The sequence below is a fragment of the Microvirga sp. GN3 genome (genome assembly GCF_055792825.1).
Genome location: NZ_JBVVAK010000140.1, coordinates 1 through 19484, shown reverse-complemented (window position 1 = coordinate 19484; position 19484 = coordinate 1). Strand labels below are relative to the sequence as shown.

20 protein-coding genes and 1 pseudogene are annotated in these 19484 nt (G+C 60.1%); 14 read left to right on the top strand and 7 right to left on the bottom strand.

Going from position 1 to position 19484, the window contains the following annotated elements; genetic code table 11:
* Together ACS5Q1_RS37560 and ACS5Q1_RS37555 are read right to left on the bottom strand one after the other, a co-directional pair.
* Positions 1-557, bottom strand: a 557-nt coding sequence (locus ACS5Q1_RS37560) for an outer membrane protein (RefSeq protein WP_473103028.1), incomplete at its 3' end; no start/stop codon positions are given.
* 466 nt (positions 558-1023) lie between these two features.
* Positions 1024-2055, bottom strand: a complete 1032-nt coding sequence (locus tag ACS5Q1_RS37555) for an SDR family NAD(P)-dependent oxidoreductase (RefSeq protein WP_473103027.1) — start codon at positions 2053-2055, stop codon at positions 1024-1026.
* A 612-nt stretch (positions 2056-2667) separates the two neighbouring features.
* Between ACS5Q1_RS37555 and ACS5Q1_RS37550 the strand changes: the two genes are divergently transcribed.
* The 3 genes from ACS5Q1_RS37550 (at position 2668) to ACS5Q1_RS37540 (ending at position 4678) form a co-directional block, all read left to right on the top strand.
* Positions 2668-3666 (top strand): ABC transporter substrate-binding protein, encoded by a 999-nt coding sequence (locus ACS5Q1_RS37550; RefSeq protein ID WP_473103026.1) that lies wholly within the window; start codon positions 2668-2670, stop codon positions 3664-3666.
* Positions 3667-3784: 118 nt separating this feature from the next.
* Positions 3785-4183, top strand: a complete 399-nt coding sequence (locus tag ACS5Q1_RS37545) for a cupin domain-containing protein (protein WP_473103025.1) — start codon at positions 3785-3787, stop codon at positions 4181-4183.
* A gap of 159 nt (positions 4184-4342) precedes the next feature.
* Complete coding sequence (locus tag ACS5Q1_RS37540; protein ID WP_473103024.1) at positions 4343-4678, top strand: transposase; 336 nt, start codon at positions 4343-4345, stop codon at positions 4676-4678.
* Positions 4679-4706: 28 nt separating this feature from the next.
* On the opposite strand, the gene ACS5Q1_RS37535 is transcribed toward ACS5Q1_RS37540, so the two are convergent.
* Positions 4707-5672, bottom strand: coding sequence for an IS5 family transposase (locus ACS5Q1_RS37535; protein WP_473103023.1), 966 nt, complete (start codon positions 5670-5672; stop codon positions 4707-4709).
* Between the two features lie 531 nt (positions 5673-6203).
* Positions 6204-6749 carry a CarD family transcriptional regulator gene (locus ACS5Q1_RS37530; RefSeq protein ID WP_473103022.1) on the bottom strand — a complete coding sequence of 182 codons (546 nt, stop codon included), beginning with the start codon at positions 6747-6749 and terminating at the stop codon, positions 6204-6206.
* A 650-nt stretch (positions 6750-7399) separates the two neighbouring features.
* Here ACS5Q1_RS37530 and ACS5Q1_RS37525 point away from each other — a divergent pair.
* A complete protein-coding gene (locus tag ACS5Q1_RS37525) occupies positions 7400-8599 on the top strand; it encodes an IS256 family transposase (RefSeq protein ID WP_473103021.1) in 1200 nt (399 codons plus the stop codon).
* A 98-nt stretch (positions 8600-8697) separates the two neighbouring features.
* Here the strand turns inward: ACS5Q1_RS37525 and ACS5Q1_RS37520 are convergent, their stop codons facing one another.
* On the bottom strand, positions 8698-8883 hold the full coding sequence (locus tag ACS5Q1_RS37520; protein WP_473103020.1) for a NepR family anti-sigma factor: 186 nt from the start codon (positions 8881-8883) through the stop codon (positions 8698-8700).
* A gap of 273 nt (positions 8884-9156) precedes the next feature.
* Between ACS5Q1_RS37520 and ACS5Q1_RS37515 the strand changes: the two genes are divergently transcribed.
* From ACS5Q1_RS37515 to ACS5Q1_RS37495, 5 genes are all read left to right on the top strand, one after another.
* Positions 9157-11094: a putative bifunctional diguanylate cyclase/phosphodiesterase gene (locus ACS5Q1_RS37515; protein ID WP_473103019.1), complete on the top strand. Its 1938-nt coding sequence runs from the start codon at positions 9157-9159 to the stop codon at positions 11092-11094.
* A gap of 157 nt (positions 11095-11251) precedes the next feature.
* The gene (locus ACS5Q1_RS37510) at positions 11252-11404 is read left to right on the top strand and encodes a hypothetical protein (RefSeq protein WP_473103018.1); all 153 of its coding nucleotides are present in this window, start codon (positions 11252-11254) and stop codon (positions 11402-11404) included.
* A gap of 35 nt (positions 11405-11439) precedes the next feature.
* The gene (gene folE / locus ACS5Q1_RS37505) at positions 11440-12117 is read left to right on the top strand and encodes a GTP cyclohydrolase I (RefSeq protein ID WP_473103017.1); all 678 of its coding nucleotides are present in this window, start codon (positions 11440-11442) and stop codon (positions 12115-12117) included.
* Positions 12118-12170: 53 nt separating this feature from the next.
* Complete coding sequence (locus ACS5Q1_RS37500; protein WP_473103016.1) at positions 12171-12620, top strand: PACE efflux transporter; 450 nt, start codon at positions 12171-12173, stop codon at positions 12618-12620.
* A gap of 93 nt (positions 12621-12713) precedes the next feature.
* A complete protein-coding gene (locus tag ACS5Q1_RS37495; RefSeq protein ID WP_473103015.1) occupies positions 12714-13058 on the top strand; it encodes a VanZ family protein in 345 nt (114 codons plus the stop codon).
* Here the strand turns inward: ACS5Q1_RS37495 and ACS5Q1_RS37490 are convergent.
* Positions 13052-13474, bottom strand: coding sequence for a helix-turn-helix domain-containing protein (locus ACS5Q1_RS37490; protein ID WP_473103014.1), 423 nt, complete (start codon positions 13472-13474; stop codon positions 13052-13054). The two genes, ACS5Q1_RS37495 and ACS5Q1_RS37490, sit on opposite strands and share 7 nt — an antisense overlap.
* Before the next feature lie 180 nt (positions 13475-13654).
* Between ACS5Q1_RS37490 and tnpA the strand changes: the two are divergent.
* Both tnpA and ACS5Q1_RS37480 read left to right on the top strand, forming a co-directional pair.
* Positions 13655-13969: pseudogene (tnpA, locus tag ACS5Q1_RS37485) on the top strand (IS200/IS605 family transposase); the annotation flags it as partial.
* Between the two features lie 1059 nt (positions 13970-15028).
* Entirely contained in the window at positions 15029-16018 is a 990-nt protein-coding gene (locus ACS5Q1_RS37480; RefSeq protein WP_473103013.1) for an IS5 family transposase, read from the top strand.
* 112 nt (positions 16019-16130) lie between these two features.
* Here the strand turns inward: ACS5Q1_RS37480 and ACS5Q1_RS37475 are convergent, their stop codons facing one another.
* On the bottom strand, positions 16131-16817 hold the full coding sequence (locus ACS5Q1_RS37475; RefSeq protein ID WP_473103012.1) for a sugar transferase: 687 nt from the start codon (positions 16815-16817) through the stop codon (positions 16131-16133).
* 235 nt (positions 16818-17052) lie between these two features.
* Between ACS5Q1_RS37475 and ACS5Q1_RS37470 the strand changes: the two genes are divergently transcribed.
* The 3 genes from ACS5Q1_RS37470 to ACS5Q1_RS37460 form a co-directional block, all read left to right on the top strand.
* On the top strand, positions 17053-17574 hold the full coding sequence (locus ACS5Q1_RS37470) for a flavin reductase family protein (RefSeq protein WP_473103011.1): 522 nt from the start codon (positions 17053-17055) through the stop codon (positions 17572-17574).
* A 71-nt stretch (positions 17575-17645) separates the two neighbouring features.
* Complete coding sequence (locus ACS5Q1_RS37465) at positions 17646-18866, top strand: glycosyltransferase (protein ID WP_473103010.1); 1221 nt, start codon at positions 17646-17648, stop codon at positions 18864-18866.
* On the top strand, positions 18860-19484 hold a 625-nt coding region (locus tag ACS5Q1_RS37460), incomplete at its 3' end, for a glycosyltransferase family 2 protein (protein ID WP_473103009.1). The genes ACS5Q1_RS37465 and ACS5Q1_RS37460, both read left to right, overlap by 7 nt.

Below are 19484 nucleotides of genomic sequence, written 5' to 3'. Positions count from 1 at the left end.
TCGACACCACCGCCGGCCGTCCAGCCGGTGTTGTCGTCGGTGTAGGCCAGACCACCGGTGGCGTAGACCAGGAAGCGGTCGAAGGCGACACCGGCGCGCAGGCGCACCGTGCCCCACCAATCCGCCGAGTCCTCGAACTCGCCGGGCACGAAGGTGCCGGCAAAGCCCGGGCCTGGGATGAACACGGCATCGTTGTCGTCGGTGTCAATCCACTGGATGTCGGCCTCGGCACCGATCACGAACGAGCCGAACTGATAGTTGTAGCCGATCTGGCCGCCGCCGGTGAAGTTGCCGTCGTTGCCATTACCGAAGTTCAGCGTGCCGACCAGGCCGGCCGGAATGCCCGGGCCGGTCAGCACCACGGTTTCGTCATCGTCGTCACGCCAGCCCCAGCCGAGATTGCCACCGACATAGAACCCGGTCCAGGTGAAGATCGGCGCCGTGACAATCGGAGCGGGAGGCGGTGCCTGACTGGGAAGATCGGCCGCAGAAACGGTCGAGACAGCCGCCGTTGCGAGAGCGGTTGCAGCGAGTAAACTAAGAATAGGTTTTTTCATGAGCAATCCCCTGTGTGCGAAGATCCACAAGGGCAGAGTATGGACCAATGGCCAAGAAGGCCTATAGCAAAGATGCAACACTTCGCTGATTTACGTGTGAATGTCAGTACTTCTGACGTGAATACATGCCTATGAGCCTGCGAATACCTTTTCGGATTTGACAGGCAGAGGATCGCATGGCCTACTGGCTTGGCTTCGGAGTAACCCCCGAAGGCGAGGAGATCACTAAACCCTGCCCTTCCGGGCAGGGTTTTTTTAGTGGCACACTCACTTTGACCGTTCAGCTCCATAACGGCCTTCCGCGAAATCTTCCTCGATAAAATTGGAGCTCAGCCTGAAGGAGAGAGTGAGCCTGGAAGATCGCATAATGGCATCTCTCGGACGTAACGCGTCCGTCTCCTCGCCCGGTCTAAGCAGACATCACGAAGGGCAGGAGATCTTCAGGGCCTGGCCCGTGCGGCCCATCTCAACTTCCGTATCGTTCCCGTCTTTGCTGGTCTTCCCGCCGCATCCGTTCCCTGACGCCGCCTTCCACCGTCGTGCCCGAGCGCATCGGCTGGTGCAGATTTCCAGATGTCGGAGGAGCAGGCGGAGCCGTTTCGATCTGCACGCGATGATAGATATCCGCGGCGATGTGCTCGGTCAGATCGGGCAGGAGCCGGTGGGCCGTGACGGCGGCCTGCGCCTTCCAGCCAACGGCGATCTCCTTCGTCGGGTGGATCGAGGCCCAGACGATGGTATCGACGACCTTCTGCGGATCATCCAACAGGATCATGCGCGGTGTGCCACCGCTATAGTTGGCCACATGCTGGAAGAACGGGGTGTCGGCGGCCGAGGGCATGACCGTCACCACCTTGATGTTGTTGAGCTTGTTGAGCCGCAGTTCCTGGGTCAGGGCCGCTCCAAGCCCGTTCACGGCATGTTTTGAGGCGGCGTAGATGGCCTGATAGGCGAGCGGCACCTCGCCCTGCACCGAGGAGATGTTGACGATCGTGCCATAGCCCTGCTGGCGGAACAGGCGCATTGCCGTGTGGCTGCCGTAGACCACCCCTTTGAGATTGACGTCGATGACGCGCTCATGGTCCCTGAGTGGCACGTCCTCGAACCGCCCGATCGCCCCGACGCCGGCATTGTTGATCCATACGTCGATGCGCCCGAACCGCTCGACCGCAGCCCTGGCGAGCCGGTCGATGTCGTTGGGCCGGCTGACATCCGTGGTGACGACCAGCGGGGTTCCACCAGCGGCACGAACCTCGGCCGCAACCTCCTTGAGAACCTCAGTCCGGCGGGCGGCTAGCACGACATTGGAGCCATGGCGGGCCAGCTTCAGGGCCACGCCACGGCCGAACCCGCTGGAGGCGCCGGTGACCACGTAGGTGCGGCCCGCCAGCCACTGGCGCTCGCTCTGCATGAGCTGGGACGGAGCCGCGCATCCTCCCAACGATGCGCCCAGCATCAGCATCACCAGGGCTGCCAGAAGCGTCTCTCGTCGGATCATGGCCGCTCAGCCTTTATCGCGCAGCGATGTATGGCTCGTGCCGGCCGGTCGTCTTGTGGCACGACCACGGCGCAGCCAGACACCCCAGAAGGACCAACGGTAGAGGATGAGTGAGCCTCGCGGCAAGCTTCACCGGTAATGAGGCATGGAGTGCGGATGCGCAGGTAGACGAAGAACCGCTCTTGGCACTGGGCTGACCTAAGCCGAAGGTCAGCATGAGTGGAGTGAAGCGGACGTTCATTCAATCCGCTCTATGTTACACGTTGACCCAGAGCTGACTCTAGCTGGTCGGGGATCATTTGCCTTGTGCGCAACACGATCGCTTGGACGGCTCTGGCGTCAGCGGTTCTCCACGTGCACTTCAGTCTCCGTACCCCTCTATCAGGCCAGGCAAATCGGCGGCTTAGACTGGTTCGTTACTGTCTCACGTTAGGATGTGCCGACGGAGTCTTCTGAATACGCTCGAACGCAACTGTATCTGGTTCCGTAGAGGGGTTTCTGCGAATCTCACAGCATGAGGTTTTACCGGAACCGGGAGATGATCCGACTAGCGTCTTTGCTGGTGTCTCCGTCGATGCTGCTGTAGCCTCGGATCAAAGAGGGAGGTCTTCGATGAGACGGCTCCTCCTTGCTCTTGGCTTGACGTTGCTCACCATCGCAGGCGCGACCTCGCAGACGAGCGGTCGCGTCTACCGGATGGCCATCATCTCTCCTGCGGGCTCCGTTGCAGACCTGACGGAGGCCGGACGCCTCCGGGTCCTGTTTCAAGAGCTTCGCCGCCGCGGCTATGTAGAAGGGCAAAACCTGATAGTCGAGCGGCGATCCGCGGAGCAACGCCCCGAGCGCATTCCGGACCTGGTCCAGGAGGTGCTTGCTTTCAAACCAGACCTGATCTTCACGACCTCAGGTCGGGTTCTCCAGCACATCAAGGCGGCCACCACCACGGTTCCGGCCGTCGGGTCCACCAGTGATCCTATCGGCGATGGGCTTGCGGCCAGTCTGGCGCGGCCGGGCGGCAACATCACGGGAGTTAGCATCGGCACCGCGGGCGAGCTCGTCGGCAAGCGCCTGGAGCTGGTGCGCGAGTTGGTCCCGGGCGCCACGAAGGTGGCTTTTCTCACCCCACGCCACGGCTGGGAGAGCATCTTCGGCGCAGCCGCGAAAGAGGTGGCCGCGAAGCTTGGTCTCTCCCTGCTTGGTCCACCCCTCGACTCGCCCATCGGCGAGGCCGAGTATCGCCGCGTGGTTGCCGCCATGGCGGAGCAGCGGCCGGATGCCCTCCTGGTCAGCGACTATGGTGAGAACATGCGGCACCGGCAGCTCATCGCCGAACTCGCACGCGTGCATCGTCTGCCCGCGGTCTATCCGCTTCAACACTACGCCGCAGTCGGTGGAATGGTGACCTATGGTCCGGACGACCACGATCTTGACCTCCGTCTTGCTGCGATCGTCGATGCCATCCTCCAGGGCGGCGATCCGGGTGACATCCCGTTTTATCAGCCGACCCGCTATCAATTGATTATCAACCTGAGAAGCGCCCGCGACATCGGCTTGGATATTCCTTCTGCGCTTCTCACGGCGGCTGACGAGCTGATCGAGTCTGCACCCTAAGGCTGCTCGGTCTCGTTCCATAAAGGTGCTTACGCGGATAGTGCTTGTCGAACGGTTGCAGCCGGTTGGTCGTTTCTTCCACGAGGAGATCATGCCTTGTCGCACACGGGAGAGGGCGATGAAAACGGCACGTGCGCTCGGGTTCAGCGTTTTGTTTGTCTGTCTGGCGGCTCACGCCCAGCAGGCCCCCGCCCCGAAGGTGACCACTCTGGTCAAATCCCCTGTTACGGGGCAGCCCGACAAAGAGTTCCTCCTGCTCAGCATCGAGTGGCCTGCCGGAGCCGGGACACCCGTGCATACCCACCTCGGTGATGAATATGGAACCGTCATCGAGGGCTCCTACACTGTCAAACAGGGCGACGGCGACTGGAAGACAATGAACGCTGGTGAGTCTTGGTCTGTGCCGGCGAGTGTGGTCCACCAGGGGAAGAACGCAGGTCAGTCCACGACCAAGACCATGAACGCATTCATCGTTGAGAAGGGTAAGCCACTCGTCCAGCCCGTGCAGAGGCCTTAGGGCATCAATTCGCGCTGCTCTCGACACCCCGGCCAAACCTCCCAGAGACAGGAGCGAGCAGCCGCTCGGACTGACATTTCGTAAGCGCGCAAATCTCTGCACCTTTTCATTGCTGAAGCAGTGAAGGAGTCTGTGTCCGCAATGGAGACTGTGGACGCAATGACATTGAATAGCGCGAACATTCCGGGTGGTCAGCTGAGGGTCGTCAGGGTTCTTGGCAACGGGAAGCGATGGTTTGATCCGGTCGAGAAGGAGCGCTTGATCGATGCCTGCCTTGAGCCGGGGGTATCGGTTGCAGGGCTCGCGCTGGCGCACGGGATCAACGCCAATCAATTGCGCAAGTGGGTCAAGCTGCGCCAGGACCGGAAGGCGACCGAGAAAGCGTTGCCGGTTTTGGGTCACTGCGCGCCGTCGGCCTTCGTTCCGGTGATTGAGACCACGCCGATGGCGCGGCGGCCGGCCCCGCCAGACCGTGTTGCACGGATCGGTTTGTGAACGCACTCCGCCCACCCCAAGCCTTTGCTTAAGCAATGCGGACGGACTTTGGGCGTCCGAACTCGAGCATCCGGTTCAGGACATAAACGGCGATGGCGACCTCCGCCGTACGACGCCGGTCCGTCCGCGAGCGCAGCGTATCTCCAATCACTCGTTTCAGCCGACTGATGGCGGTCTCCACCAGGGCACGACGAGTATACCCGGACCGTTTCTGCCAACCCCTGCGTCCATGCTCGACAGTGCTTTGGAGATGCCGGTCGCGCTGGGTTGGAGTGGTCTTCACATCGTCGCTCAGTACTGCCGTTGATCGGGGCGGAACGATCACGGCAGCCTCAGGATGACGCTGGGCTACGGCGCCGTAGACGCCGGCTTGATCGTAGGCTCCATCGCTGATGAAAGAGGCGAGTGGACCGGTGACCTGGTCGAGCAACGGCTCAACCTGCGAGCCGTCATCAACGTCGCTCGCGGTCAACGCAGATGCGAGGATCTGTCCGGTCTCAGCATCGACGCCGATGTGCAGCTTTCGCCAGGCTCGGCGCCTTTGGGCGCCATGCTTTTCGGTCAGCCATTCGCCGGGCCCGCACAGCCGCAGACCTGTGCTGTCGACCAGCAGGTGAATGGGTCCGGTGCATGACTCCGATGGTGGCACCTCCAGAGTTTCGGCACGTCGGCTCAGGGTCGAGTGGTCCGGCACCGCCAGATCCAGCCCAAGGAGTTCGAGGATCGAGCCGATCAGGCCCTCGGTCTGACGCAGCGCCAATCGAAACACCGCCCGCAGCGTCAGGGCCGTCCTGATCGCCAGGGCCGAGTAGTGCGGTTGACCGCCTCGTGTCGTGCGGGCCTCGGCTTGCCAGGCGGCAATGGCTTCCTCCGAGAACCAGACCGTGAGGCTTCCGCGCCGGCGCAGGGCCGCGTCATACTCGGCCCAATTCGTGATCCGGTGTCGCTGCCTCGGAATGCGGTGACGGCGAGCGGTATTGGCTTTGAACGGCACGGGAGACCTCCGGCAGGAAGGACACAGGCCTCCTATATCAGCCGGTTCCGGTTACCAACCCACCTATCCATGCAACAAGGCGGTATCCATCCGTAGTCTCCCCAACTTGGGGTAGAATGATACGCCCTCTCCAGGACCTGTCATACTTGCTGCTTCAGGTTTCTTTCGCAGTGCCGTTCATATAATCATTGGGATTAGTGGAGGATCAGGATTATCGCCGTCTCATTCCTTTCGGAATAACTTGTTCTCCACGACGGCGGCTATGTCCGTCTTGTATTATCCCAGCGCTGTTCCGCGGGAGGGCACCCGATCCTAAGAATCGACCCAGTGATCTCAGAGGGGTTGCGACGGATCAAGGCAGCGATCAATTCCGAGAACTAAGCTCGTCGCTGAACCAGCCCCAAGGGTCCAAATGCGGAGAGGCGACGACACCGGTGCCGCAAGGAACGTCGATTTCCAGTATCTTTCGATGATTGGCGGCGCGAATATTCTCCTCTGAGCACAGCAAATAGGGACTGTGTGCCAATGCGGCTATGCCGCCGCGTCGCTGCCGATCGGTTTGCTGGAACGGGGAGCGTTGGCTAGACCCTGCTCAATGAGTTTGCAGGCTTCGGTCTCCGTTATTTCTCTCACCGCTGCGATCTCTTTCACCATGAAATCCAGGGCGCCCTCGAAAATCTGCCGTTCGCTGTAGGATGCCTCTTCCTGCTGCGGCCCGCGGTTCAAGTCCCGCAGGACCTCGGCGACGGCAGTCAGTTGCCCAGTGCTGATGCGCTCCTGATAGTCCGCCGCTCGGCGATTCCACATGCCACGCTTGGCTCTAGCCTTTCCACTCAGGATCTCGATTGCCTGGTTGACAACGGCCGGCTCGGACAGCTTTCTCAAGCCGCTGCTTTTCGCTTTTGCAACCGGGATACGAACCGTGACTTTTCCCGAGTCGAGAGCGAGTACGAAGAGGTCCAGTTTGAACCCGGCAACCTCTTGTTCCTCGATTCCCGTGATCACCCCGAGGCCATGACCGGGATACACAACTGTTTCACCGGCCTGGAAGCTCAGAGCATTGTTCTTCGTCGTCATTCAGAAACGATCTCCTTGAGCCACAGACCATGCTTCATCTGAGACGATCTGTGTCGCAGATGTCGCATTCGCTACGCTCGCTTGTGGAGCACAGGTGGTCAGAACTCGATATTGTCCGTGCGGTTCCCGCATATCGGATGCCCACCTTCGCCGTGCAAGAGGGCTCATTCAACGATGCTTAACGCTCGCTACGCTGGGTTCACGTGGCGCAGTCTCATCACCGGCTACTCGATGCTGCCGTCTAAACGCAACGAGAAGATGATAGAATCTGTTGGTTAACGTGGCCTTTACGAAAGTGGCACGGGCTTCAGCCTAGAACAAGGTGGCTTGAGCCCCGCCCTTCCGAACTTGCTGGTGGAGTTCCTCACAGCTTGCCATCATTATCCCATGGGCGAAGCGACCTTCGCACAATGTTGGTGCGCTAAGTGGATGACAGGGAAAGGGGCTCCCATGTGCAAGCGACAGATCGACAAGCGGCCAATCGAATCGCGCTTAGGCCCCACGAGGTGGTGTAGCTCGACGGAAGCACAGCGGTCGGCCTGCGCTCCCTTAGTCGCGCTGTAGCGGGCCGACCGCTGTGCGGGTGGTCATCGGCGATTTCCGGTTAGGGTTGGGTTGCGACATCCACCTGCTACCGAAAGAACCCCCCGATGACCAATTCCATGATGGACCTCAAGAGCCTGGTCGAGAAGACCCCGGACGCCGATCTGCTGCGCGAGATGATCAGTTTCGCGGCCGAACGGCTGATGGACCTGGAGGTCGGTGCCCTGACCGGTGCTGGCTATGGCGAGAAGAGCCCGGAACGCCTGGCCCAGCGCAACGGCTACCGCGAGCGCGACTGGCACACCCGTGCCGGCACGGTGGAGCTGCGCATCCCCAAGCTGCGCACTGGCTCCTACTTCCCAGGCTTTCTCGAGCCGCGCCGCATGGCCGAGAAGGCGCTCACCGCCGTGATCCAGGAGGCTTACATCCAGGGCATCTCCACCCGCTCGGTGGATGATCTCGTCAAAGCCTTAGGCATGACCGGCATCTCCAAGAGCCAGGTGAGCCGGTTGTGCGCGGAGATCGATGAACGCGTGAACGCCTTCCTGAAGCGGCCGATCGAGGGCGAGTGGCTCTACCTGTGGATCGATGCCACCTACGTGAAGGTGCGCCAGAACGGCCGCATCGTCTCAGTGGCGGTGATTGTGGCGGTGGGCGTCAACAGCGACGGCCGGCGCGAGGTGCTGGGCCTGAATATCGGTCCCTCAGAGGCCGAGCCCTTCTGGACGGCGTTTTTGCGACAGCTCACCCGGCGTGGCTTGCGCGGCGTGAAGCTGGTGATCGCGGATGCGCATGAAGGGATCAAAGGCGCCGTGACCAAGGTGCTCGGCGCCACCCTGCAGCGCTGTCGGGCGCACTTTATGCGGACGGCGCTCGCCCATGCGGGCAAGAGCGGCCGGCGGGTGGTGTCAGCCTTCATGGCCACGGCCTTTGCGCAAGACACGCCGGACGCTGCCCGGCAGCAGTGGCGGCAGGTCGCCGACCAGCTGCGTCCCAAGCTGCCGAAGCTGTCAGCCCTAATGGATGAGGCCGAGCCCGACGTATTGGCCTACATGAGCTTTCCGGCGCCGCACCGGAGCAAGCTGCACTCGACCAATCCGCTTGAGCGGCTCAATGGCGAGATCAAGCGCCGGATGGATGTGGTGGGCATCTTCCCGAACGAGGCGGCGATCCGGCGACTGGTGGGCGCGATCCTGCTGGAGCAGAACGATGAATGGGCGGTACAGCGCGCCCGCTATCTCACGCTGGAAACCATGGCTCCAATGAGCGATGATGGCCTCATCAGCTTGCCCGCCGTGGCAACCTGATCATCCCGGCTCTGCCGGTGATTGCGGTGACACATCGTCAGTTACACCACGCCAAGGGGCACGATCTTGTCCGGAGGTGCCCCCGCAAAGGGTGTGCTCTACGGGGGATACTTCTCCTCCAGCTTGAGCACAAGAGCTTTCAGGTGCTCCGGCATGTCTGCCGCGAGGACATCCTCGTACAGGCTCCTCAAGGAGTGCCCGATGACGAAGACCACCTGCTCCTGCGAGAAATTCAAGCGGTTAGGGATGTCACGCGACCAATCCCGAGTGTTACTCTGCTGCATGGCATCGTTCTCATGACTGTGCCCTGCATTGCCCCTGGTTCACACATGTGAAGAGGCAACTCACGCTGACGTGGTCGGTTGCAGCGCGGCTCTACATTCAAGCGCATAATATGTTATAAAGTAGATAAGCGGGTAACATCTCTTGCGGAGTCAAAATTTCGCTTGGGTAATGAACCGGAAGCATCGCCATTCCAGCCATCAACGCATACTTGACAATGTTCTGGCATGATCCATCGAAACAGGATCGGCATATAATCTCCTAAGGATGGATCTGTGTCACTGCGCACGCTCAAAGTGATTTTCGGTGCCGTTACCGTTTGTTTCCTTTTGGCGAGCGCCTATATCGCGATGCTGGTGACAGAACGTCAGAGAGTCCTGGGAGATATCACGCACTATAACCCGGCCTGGCAGGCAAGCCAGGCGGTGTCAGAGTTTATGCGCCTCGAGCGCCGGTTGGATGCTCTCAATGTCCCGGGCCGTGGTGTCGACAAGGAGGAAGTTGAACTCCGCTTCGAGATCCTTCTCAGCCGGGCAAAGCTCCTCATCAAGGGCCGGTTCCAAAACATCATTCAGGATGATGCCGATCAGCTGGCAACCCTCCGTCGTCTCGCTGAGGTACTGGTTTTAATCCAGCCTCTTATCGCAGAACTCGAGCATCCTGGCTCCGTCCAGCAGGCGCTTCAGCTCTTGGAGCCGCTGGAGCCAAGGTTGCTGCAACTCGCATCCTACGCGCAAATCCGGGGCGGCGAGAGGATCGCCCAGGATCAGCACGAGCTCAATCGCCTGTACTGGATCTTCTCGGGGCTATCTGTCGGTCTGATCCTGCTTGGGCTGATCCTGATCGGCCTCTTCAGCCGGCATAATCAATTGCTGGAACGAGCCCATGGGGATCTCCATGCTCTCACCGGGCGTCTCGCCCATGCTGCCAGCCACGATGCCTTGACGGGACTGGCGAACCGTACCCTCTTCCATGAGCAATTGGAGGCGCATCTCACCAGGTGGCGACAAAAGGGCATCCGGTTTGCTGCCCTGTGCCTGGATCTTGATCGGTTCAAGAGCGTCAACGATACATTAGGGCACGAGATTGGCGACGCGCTTTTGAAAGTTGCCGCGGATCGCCTGCGGAACTGCCTCCGCGATGGCGACACCGTCGCTCGTCTTGGTGGCGACGAGTTCGCTATCCTCCAGGAGGTTTCAGGCGGGCTCGAACCCTGCACGGCTCTTGCGAGACATATTGTGGAGCAGCTGAGTGCCGCCTACTCTGTTGACGGGCGTGAGATCGTCATTGGCGCCAGCGTCGGCATCGCCCCGGTCGAAGCGGACATTGTCTCACCCGACCAGATGCTGAAGCGGGCAGACCTCGCCCTCTACGAGGCGAAATCCCAGGGGCGCGGCATGTTTTGCTATTTCGAGCCGGGCATGGAAGCGCGATTGGATGCCCGCCGGTCGCTTGAGATCGATTTGCGCAAGGCTCTGGCAAATGACGAGTTCGAGCTGTTCTTCCAGCCCCAGGTCAATCTCAAGCTCAATCAAATCAACGGCTTTGAGGCGCTTCTGCGCTGGCGCCATCCCACATGGGGCAAGGTTTCGCCCGCAGAGTACATTCCGATCGCCGAGGACATTGGCTTGATTGCACCGCTGGGCGAGTGGGTCATCCGGACGGCTTGCGCTGAAGCGGTCCAATGGCCGCGGGACATCAAGGTTGCCGTCAATCTCTCGCCTGTTCAGTTCCGCAACGGAACCCTTGTGCAGAGCGTGCGCCATGCGCTGGAGAGGACGGGGCTTCCTCCACGGCGGCTCGAACTGGAGCTCACCGAAACGTCCCTGCTCGATGAGACCGAAGCGACGATGGCGGCTCTGCATGAGCTGCGCCGGCTCGGGGTGCGGATTGCCATTGATGATTTTGGCACAGGCTATTCCTCTCTCAGCTATCTCCGCAGTTTCCCCTTTGACCGGATCAAACTCGACCGGTCTTTTGTGCGGGATCTCGCATCACGGCGTGATGCCATGACGATCGTCCAATCAATCGCCAGCCTTGGGGCTGGCTTGGGCATGGCCACCGTCGCTGAAGGCATAGAGACGAAGGAGCAATTGCTTCAGGTTCAGGCGGCAGGCTTCACGGAGGTGCAGGGCTACTACTTCGGACGTCCCAAGCCAGTTCATGAACTGGTCTATTCACTGGACCCGGCCCTATCGGCATCGTCAGCATAATCCGAGGGGGACGGCGTAGCGAGGCATGCCTACTGATGGCGGCTTGGTTGGGGAAGCGAGAAAGCTCTGGATAGGGGAGCCTAGGACAATTTGGCTCTGCCGGACAATCTTCTCATCTGCCCCTGTTGCTGCTAAGGCCGGCAATAGAGGATCAGACATGAAGTTGAACGAAGATGAAAGGCAGCGGAAGCTGGGTCTTATCAATGATCGCTTGGCTCGCCATGAGGCAGTGACCCGCATCACTCTCATTTGCGTGCTGATCTTAGCCGGCTTGGCACTCTCCGTGCTTGCTGCCGTTCTTTTTCGGTAACTCAACACCCAACATCAGATAACTCCGGGTGGGGCATGATGAATTTCCACACTCGTGATCTGAACCTTGCACGTCTGTGCAACGAGGCGCTCGACCATCCGCTCACTGAGGTCGAGCGCGAAGCTATGATGATCACGGCCGCCCAGAAGGTGGAGGAGTTGTTTGACATCCTGCGCATCGACCACCGGAACGCCCACAACACCCGCGAAACGCCCCAGCGGGTGGCCAAGATGTACGTCGAGGAAATCTTGGGTGGCCGCTACACTGTCCCGCCGAAGATCACCGAGTTCGACAATGCCCAGGCTTACGATCAGCTCATCGTCACCGGGCCGATCGAGCTGCGCTCCATGTGCGCCCACCACCTGATGCCGATCTATGGCGCCGCTTACATAGGCATCCTGCCAGCTGCTGATGGCAAGATCATTGGCCTGTCCAAGTACGATCGGATTGTCGAGTACTTTGCCTCGCGTCTGCAGATCCAGGAGGAACTGGTCAAGCAGATCGGTCAGTACATCATGGACATGACCGCACCCCGAGGTCTAGCCGTGCGCATCAGCGCCGTACATATGTGTAAGACCCAGCGCGGCGTGCGGGCCAGCCATCGCAGCCGCATGGTTAACACCTACTACTGGGGCGAGATGGCGGAGAATGCGGAGCTCAAGCGGGAGTTCCTACAGGAGTGCATCGCACTCGATTATGCAGGAACGGAATAGACGTTCTGAGCCCAGCTGGGCGCATCGACTTATCCCATTGAGGTCCTTAAACCATGCGCTCGACACGTGATCGCATTCGCCACGCGATCAGCTTTGAACTTGGTGGGCTTGCTCTTGTTTCGCCGCTTGGCGCTTGGACGTTGGGTTTGCCGGTGGCTGACATCACCATGGTCAGGATTGCGAGTGCAATCATCGCAACGGTTTGGACTTACGTCTATAATTTCGCCTTCGATGCCCTCATGCAGCGTATGGCTGGCGGAACTCAAAAGAGTATCCAGCTGCGGGCCCTGCATGCGGTCTTCTTTGAGACGGGGCTATTGGCCATGTTGACGCCCATGCTTGCATGGTATCTTGGCATAAGCCTTCTCCATGCTTTTCTCGTGGATGTGGCATTTGCCCTTTTTTACGTCGTCTATACATTCGTGTTCAATTGGGCTTATGACCGCATTTTCCCCCTGCATACTTGGCACGAAGCCTCGAGACCGAGCCAGGTACTCCTATAAGCAGCCGTCTCAGGATCACGCACCCCCATAAGTGTCATTAAGGGCGCAAAAGAGATATGCATTTTCTCGACGCTACCAGCTAAACCGATCACCATGACACCCAAGACCTTCTTCCGCTGGATGGCATGGCTGCTTGTATGCGCCATTGCGATCTTCACCCTCTCGCCAATCGAGCTTCGACCTGTCACTGCGGCTCCAGTCAGTTTAGAGCGGTTCTTGGCCTTCGCAGTAATCGGGGCCGCGTTCTGCCTGGGCTACCCGAAACACCGCCTCCACATCCTTATGCTGCTGTTCGGAATTGTAGGATTTCTGGAGATTGCTCAAAACTATGTGCCGGGCCGCCATGGTCGCCTTCCGGATGGTATCGTGAAGGCATCAGGTGTTCTCCTCGGAGTGGCTTTTGCCACATTCATGGCCCCCCATAAACGCAGTCATTGACATCCTCCCCTCCGTGAACGGAGGGGTTTCCTGCCGCGTGTCACGCCGCGAGGCGCGACCTCGCCTCGGTGGGTTCCTGGGCCGACGCCCCCTCGGGCGAAGTCTCTCCGCAGGCTAGCCGGGCGTGTCCCGCCCTTAAAATGTTGATCGACGCGACGTCGTCCGCATGCGCCTCGTGCCCGCACGACACGCACGCGAAGCGCGCCTGGCTCCGCCGGTTCGGCCTTCCAGGTGGTGAGGTGCTTGCACAAATCGGCGTAGGAGAGGTGCTTCAGCCCTGCGGCGTGCCGCTCCTTCTGCAACGCCAGGCCCTTGTTGAACACGAACCGGCGCGAGCCGCAGGAGCGGCGCATGGCCGTCTCATCGGCACCCGTCGGGTTCAGCAGTTCGAACGTGTAGGCCTGGAGCCGTTGCATGGCCTAGCTGTGGAGCGAACCGGGAACGAAGAAGGCGCCTTGCGGCGCCTGCGCTGTCCATCCCCGCCGTGAACGGCGGGGCCTTCGCGCGATCATTGGTAATGGACTTCTCGGAATCCTGCGGCCGATCGCGCAAAAGCGACCCGGTGAAACGCGTGACGAGGTCTTCAGCTTGGGCACCTGGATCGCCTGCGCGAAATCTTCGCCTCCGTCTGCTCCGACTTCGAGGTGGATCTGCGGGAGTTCAACGGGGAGTCGGACCATGTCCATCTCCTTGTATTCTACCCGCCGAAGGTGCGGCTTTCGGAGTTGGTCAACAGCCTCAAGGGCGTGTCGAGCCGCAGGCTGCAGCAGGAGTTCCCCGCCATCAACGCGTCCTGGTCCGTGCGGAAGAGCCGGGGCGTGCTGTGGTCGCCGAGCTACTTTGCCGGGTCGGTGGGCGGAGCGCCCCTCGAAATTCTCAAGGCGTACATCGAGAACCAGGGACGCGGCTGACGCCGCGTGCGCCTCTACATCCTCTCCCTCGAAGGGAGACCGCTTTCGACGCAAGGTTTGCTAAACTCAGTTCTTGGAAGACTGACCGTCATCGTCAATTCGGGTTTCTGCAACTATGCAAGTCCCTGCAGCAACACCCAGCCGAGAACGCCTAGTGCACTGAACAAGCCAAGCCAGTTAAAGAGTCGGGCGAGCCCGTCAGTTGCAGGTGAGACTTGAGAAACGATTAGTATGTCGTCATTGTCATCCATAGAGGCTAACCCGCTATACTCTGCATGAAAGGTTTATATACTCAGGACTCCTGTCGCAACTGGATTGTACCCACTGTTACTGGAGTCACCTTTTGCGCTGCTGGAAAGTTCAGTAGACCAAGAATCGTCGCCACCGAACAGAACACTTCCCCAACGCTAATGTCTTTGAGCGGGTTGAGATGCTTGATCGATTTGCTATTGCAAAGGCGGAACCGGTCCCTGCTTAGTTCGCGCTGATGTGCCCTTAGTCGGGTCTCGCTCTCAGTGCCGTAAACTAATCGAACGAGACGCCCTATTTGATAATCCAAGATGCCCCCAATGAAGCCTTTCGGAGACCGTTTATTCTAGTCGTACAGTTTACCAAATACGGTCTAAGGCTCGGCTTTCTCGATTCGCAACGATTCCAACGGATAAAACAATAACCAAGGGGATTCTAACTCTTATACTAAAGCTGTCTTCAGAGTTCACTGGAAGGCCTTTGCCGGCTGCGTTCACAGCCCACCACCCCGTTGAGCGGGCTGGTAACGGGGGACTGACGCTCTAGCAGGCTGGTGAAAAAGTCCGTGGCGACGCAGGCTCTCGTATGATTCATTCGGCGCAGGCAGTCGGAGGGAGCGAGCGCGCGGGCGAGATGAACGGACGAGAAAGCTATTCTCCTATGTCGATCTAGAAGCTCGGTGTGCGCGGATCATCCGCCGCGGGCCATCCGCGAGATAGCAAACACAGCTCTCGCATGGCGTTGGTGCATGAATCGTTAGCGGTGCTTGTGTAGTCGAGCGGTCATCGAAACAGCCCGTTGGTCGTCGTCATGCCTTTCAAACACAATGCTGCCCGCCGCCATCGTATCGGCAAGATGACGTTCAAGGTGGCGAATTGGGCGGAATATGAGGCAGGTCTTCGCCGGCGGGGCAGCCTGACGCTGTGGATCGCGCCCGAAGCGCTGTCGCTGTGGCAAGCGGCGAAGCGCCTGACGCGCGGCGGGCAGCCGCGCGATTCCGATCTGGCGATCGAAACGGCCCTGACCGTTGGCTTGGTGTTCGGCCTGCGGCTGCGCCAGACGGAGGGCTTGCTGGCATCGGTGCTTGAGTTGATGGGATTGGATCTCGCCGTGCCTGATCACACCACCCTCCGCCGGCGAGCATGGACCTGGCAATCACCTGAAGGACGGCAGGGTCACCGGATTCCAGGAGAAGGGCCTGTTCACATCCTCAGCGACAGCACCGGGCTCCAAGTCTACGGCGCCGGCCCGTGGCGGGAGGAAAAGCACGGCGCCAGGTCGCGGAGGGGATGGCGCAAGCTGCATCTGGCGCTGGATGCCGACAGCGGCGAGATCATCGCCCATATCATGACCGATCAGGACACCGGCGACGCCACACAGGTGGAGCCGCTGCTCGACCAGATCGACCTCCCAGTCCGCCAGTTCACCGCCGACCGCGCCTATGACGGCAAACCGACCTACGACGCCGTCACCAGCCACAGCCCCGATGCGGCGGTCGTCATTCCGCCGCGGGTCAACGCCGTCGATCGGTCGAGGATCGAACCGCCCAGCCAGCGGGACCGGCATATCGCGGCGATCAAAGCAGGCGGGCGGATGCAATGGCAAGCTGCGACCGGCTCCGGCAAGCGATCTCTGATCGAGACCGCAATCGGCCGAGACGAGGCTGTCGTCGGGAGACGGTTGAGGGCGCGGTCGTTCGGCGCCCAGCAGACAGAGGCCGCCATCGGCTGCGCCGTCCTCAACCGCATGCTGGCATGCGCACGCCCGAAATCCGTCCGTCGCATTGGAACCACCGCATAAACGACGGCATCAAAGACCATAATCCGCAAAATTCACGATCCCTGCACCAATGCCAGTTACCGTGACATCGCCGCGTGGTCTTGTGCTGGCGCATCAGGTCTGACGCATTTCATCAGCAGCCACGCCCGCGATGAACGATCTCCAAGGCGATGGTCCGCATCAGAATCCTGAAATCCAGGGCACAACTGCGGTTCCGAATATACCAGAGATCAAGCTCGATGCGACGCTGCATATCAGCAATCGTCGGAGTCGCCCCGCGCGATCCGTTCACCTGAGCCCATCCTGTGATGCCGGGTCTGACCGCAAACCGCCCAGCATAGTCAGGGATGTTTTGGCCATAATACTGGTCGTGAGCCAGCGCATGGGGGCGCGGTCCCACCAGTGACATCTCCCCTCGTATAACATTCAAGAGCTGGGGGAGCTCATCGATACTTGTGCGCCTCAACCAGCGACCGATGCGGGTCACTCGTTTGTCATCCGTCGTGGCCTGCTGCACTGAAGGTCCATTCTCAAGCACGCTCATCGTCCGGAACTTGTAGATCTCGAATGCAAACCCTCCCAGACCAGTGCGAGTTTGCTTGAAGATAGCCGAACCTTTCGAATCCAGGCGAATGGCCAATGCCGCCGCTAGCAGCAATGGGCTAAGGAAGATAAGAGCCAGGGCGGCCAGCCCAACATCGGAGATGTACTTGAAGCCGTACTCTGCCAGCATCCGATAGATTAAGTTGTCTCTAGGCTCAGATTTGAATGCGGGGGCGTCGTTGCGGGATACCAAGAGCATCTCCACTATGAATTCCATGAAGTTTTAGCCGCTCAACTTCAACGAGCGTAGCAATTGCCTATGGAAATGGTCTCGACCCTTTAGTGTGTAGGAACATGGCCGAGAGTGGTAATCATCTTTTCCTAAAAAATTCAGTCCAAATGAGCGGACCGAAGTCGCTGGCCTACTTGTTTCGCGACGCGGGAGCGGTTTGACTTGAGCAAAGTGCGAACGACTGCACGATCGTTGAAACGAGGCTTTGACGGAACCGGGGATGACCAAGCACATACCTACCGCTTCAATTGTGGCGACACCATTTGCGGGAGCCATGGAATTCCGATTGGCGATGAGAGAACTCGCGTCCGCCGTCAGTATCGTCACTGCAGGTCAGGGTAAGAAGCGCCGTGGTTTGACGGTGACGGCGCTTTGTTCGCTCTCAGTCGAGCCTCCAAGCCTCATCGTCTGCGTCAACAAAGCGACCGAAGGCCATAGGGCGATCTTGCAGCATGGCAGCTTCTGCGTGAATGTGTTAGCGGATGAGCATCGCCTCTTCGCCGATTCCTTTGCAGGGCGCACTGGGCGTCGCGGGATCGAGCGCTTCGCAGAGGGCGAGTGGACCTCGCTAGTAACAGGAGCGCCTGTGCTCGTCGATGCCATTGCGGTGTTGGACTGCGAGATCATCAATTTCCTGGACCACGGTACGCATACCGTATTTATAGGGGGCGTTCGAGCCGCACGTTCTGAGCCCAATCGTCGAGCGCTGGTTTATCGCGCAGGCGATTACCAAGAGGTCTGATGCTGCCCTCCCTGCAATTCGGTGGCCGCAGTACTCTTATCCACTAGCGCGAGACTGGAAGTGGTTACGTGATGAGAGTTGCCTATCTAATCAATCAATACCCTGCTCCGTCCCACAGCTTCATCCGGCGAGAGATCTTGGCCCTTGAGGCCCGCGGTAACACGGTCCTGCGTTACGCCTTGAACTACCGAGAAGATGAACTGGTCGACGAAGGCGATCTCGCCGAGAAGGTCAAGACCAAGCATGTTCTCCGCCAGCTGCCGACAAATATTCTCGCGGCGCTGGCACGAATTGTCATCCGGCACCCGCTTGGTATGCTGAAAGCCCTCGGTGCGAGCCTGCGCATCGGGTTCCGATCAGATCGTGGCCTTTCTCGGCATCTCGCCTACTTCATCGAAGCCGCCGTGATCGTTGATTGGTGCAGCCGCGACCGAGTCGAACACCTGCACGTCCATTTCGGCACCAACCCAGCCACGATCGCTCTCTTGGCCAATCTGATCGCCGGGATCTCCTACTCTCTCACCGTGCATGGGCCGGAAGAATTCGATGGGCCAAAATCGATCGCGCTAGCAGAAAAGATAAAGGCAGCAGCATTCGTGGTGGCCGTGAGTTCCTATGGGCGGAGCCAACTCAAACGATGGGTCGAGCTCGATCAGTGGCCCAAAATCCAGGTCGTGCATTGTGGACTCGACTGTGATTTCTTTCCCGACCAGCAGCTTGATGGAATCCCAGAACCCAGCTTCGTTTGCGTGGCCCGTCTTGCCGAACAGAAAGGCCATTTCCTTCTGCTAGAGGCCGCCGCCAAACTCCGGGCCGAAGGCCTTCGATTCAAGCTTGTTCTGGCGGGTGATGGCCCGTTGCGAATGCAAGTTCAGGAACGGATAGAGGAGCTCGAACTCAGCGATATCGTCAAGATTACCGGCTGGATCTCCGGTGAGCGTGTGAGAGGCGAAGTCACGCAGTCCCGTGTCTTCGTCCTCCCGAGCTTTGCCGAGGGCCTTCCAGTTGTCCTTATGGAGGCCATGGCAATGCAGCGGCCGGTCGTGTCAACCTACGTTGCCGGCATTCCGGAGCTCGTCGTCCCCGGCTCGACCGGCTGGCTGGTGCCCGCTGGTGACGCGGTATTGCTAGCCGAGGCCATGCGCGAGGCCCTCTCCGCAGAGCCTCAGAAGTGGGCACAGATGGGGGCAGCCGCGCGGCAGCGCGTCCTCGAGCGTCACGACGTAACCCGCGAGGCGGAAAAGATCGAGCGCTTGATACACTCGGCAATGAAGCGAGAGGTCCTATGCTGAAGATCATGCTGACCCTTGCAGCAGCTCTTGTGTGTCTTCCGTCGGTGACGCTTGCGGTCGAGATCCTGGCGGCCTCTACCCTGAGGCCCCCCCTCAGGCTCCCTGCCCGCTCGGGCCGGATTGGGACCATCGCGGTCCTCGTGCCGGCCCACAACGAAGAAGCCGGCATCCTGGCCACCCTGCACGACATCATCCCACAGTTGCGCCCCGGCGATCGCCTCCTGGTGGTCGCCGACAACTGCGCCGACAACACCGCCGCCGTGGCACGGGCGGCCGGAGCCGAGGTCAGCGAGCGCCACGACCCGGAGCATCGCGGCAAGGGCTATGCCCTCGATTGGGGCGTGCGCCACCTGCGGCAGGACCCGCCCGAGGCCGTGGTCATCATCGATGCCGATTGCCGCGTGGCGCCAGGCTCCATCCTCACCCTGGCCGAGGCCGCTCTTGCGGCCGGCCAGCCAACTCAAGCTCTGAACATTATGAAGGCCTCTCGGGATCCGCGGCGGCGTGTCCAGGAGTTCGCCTGGGTTCTCAAGAACCATGTGCGCCCGCTTGGCTTGGCCAGGCTCGGGCTGCCGTGCCAGCTCATGGGCACCGGCATGGCCTTTCCCTGGCAGGCGC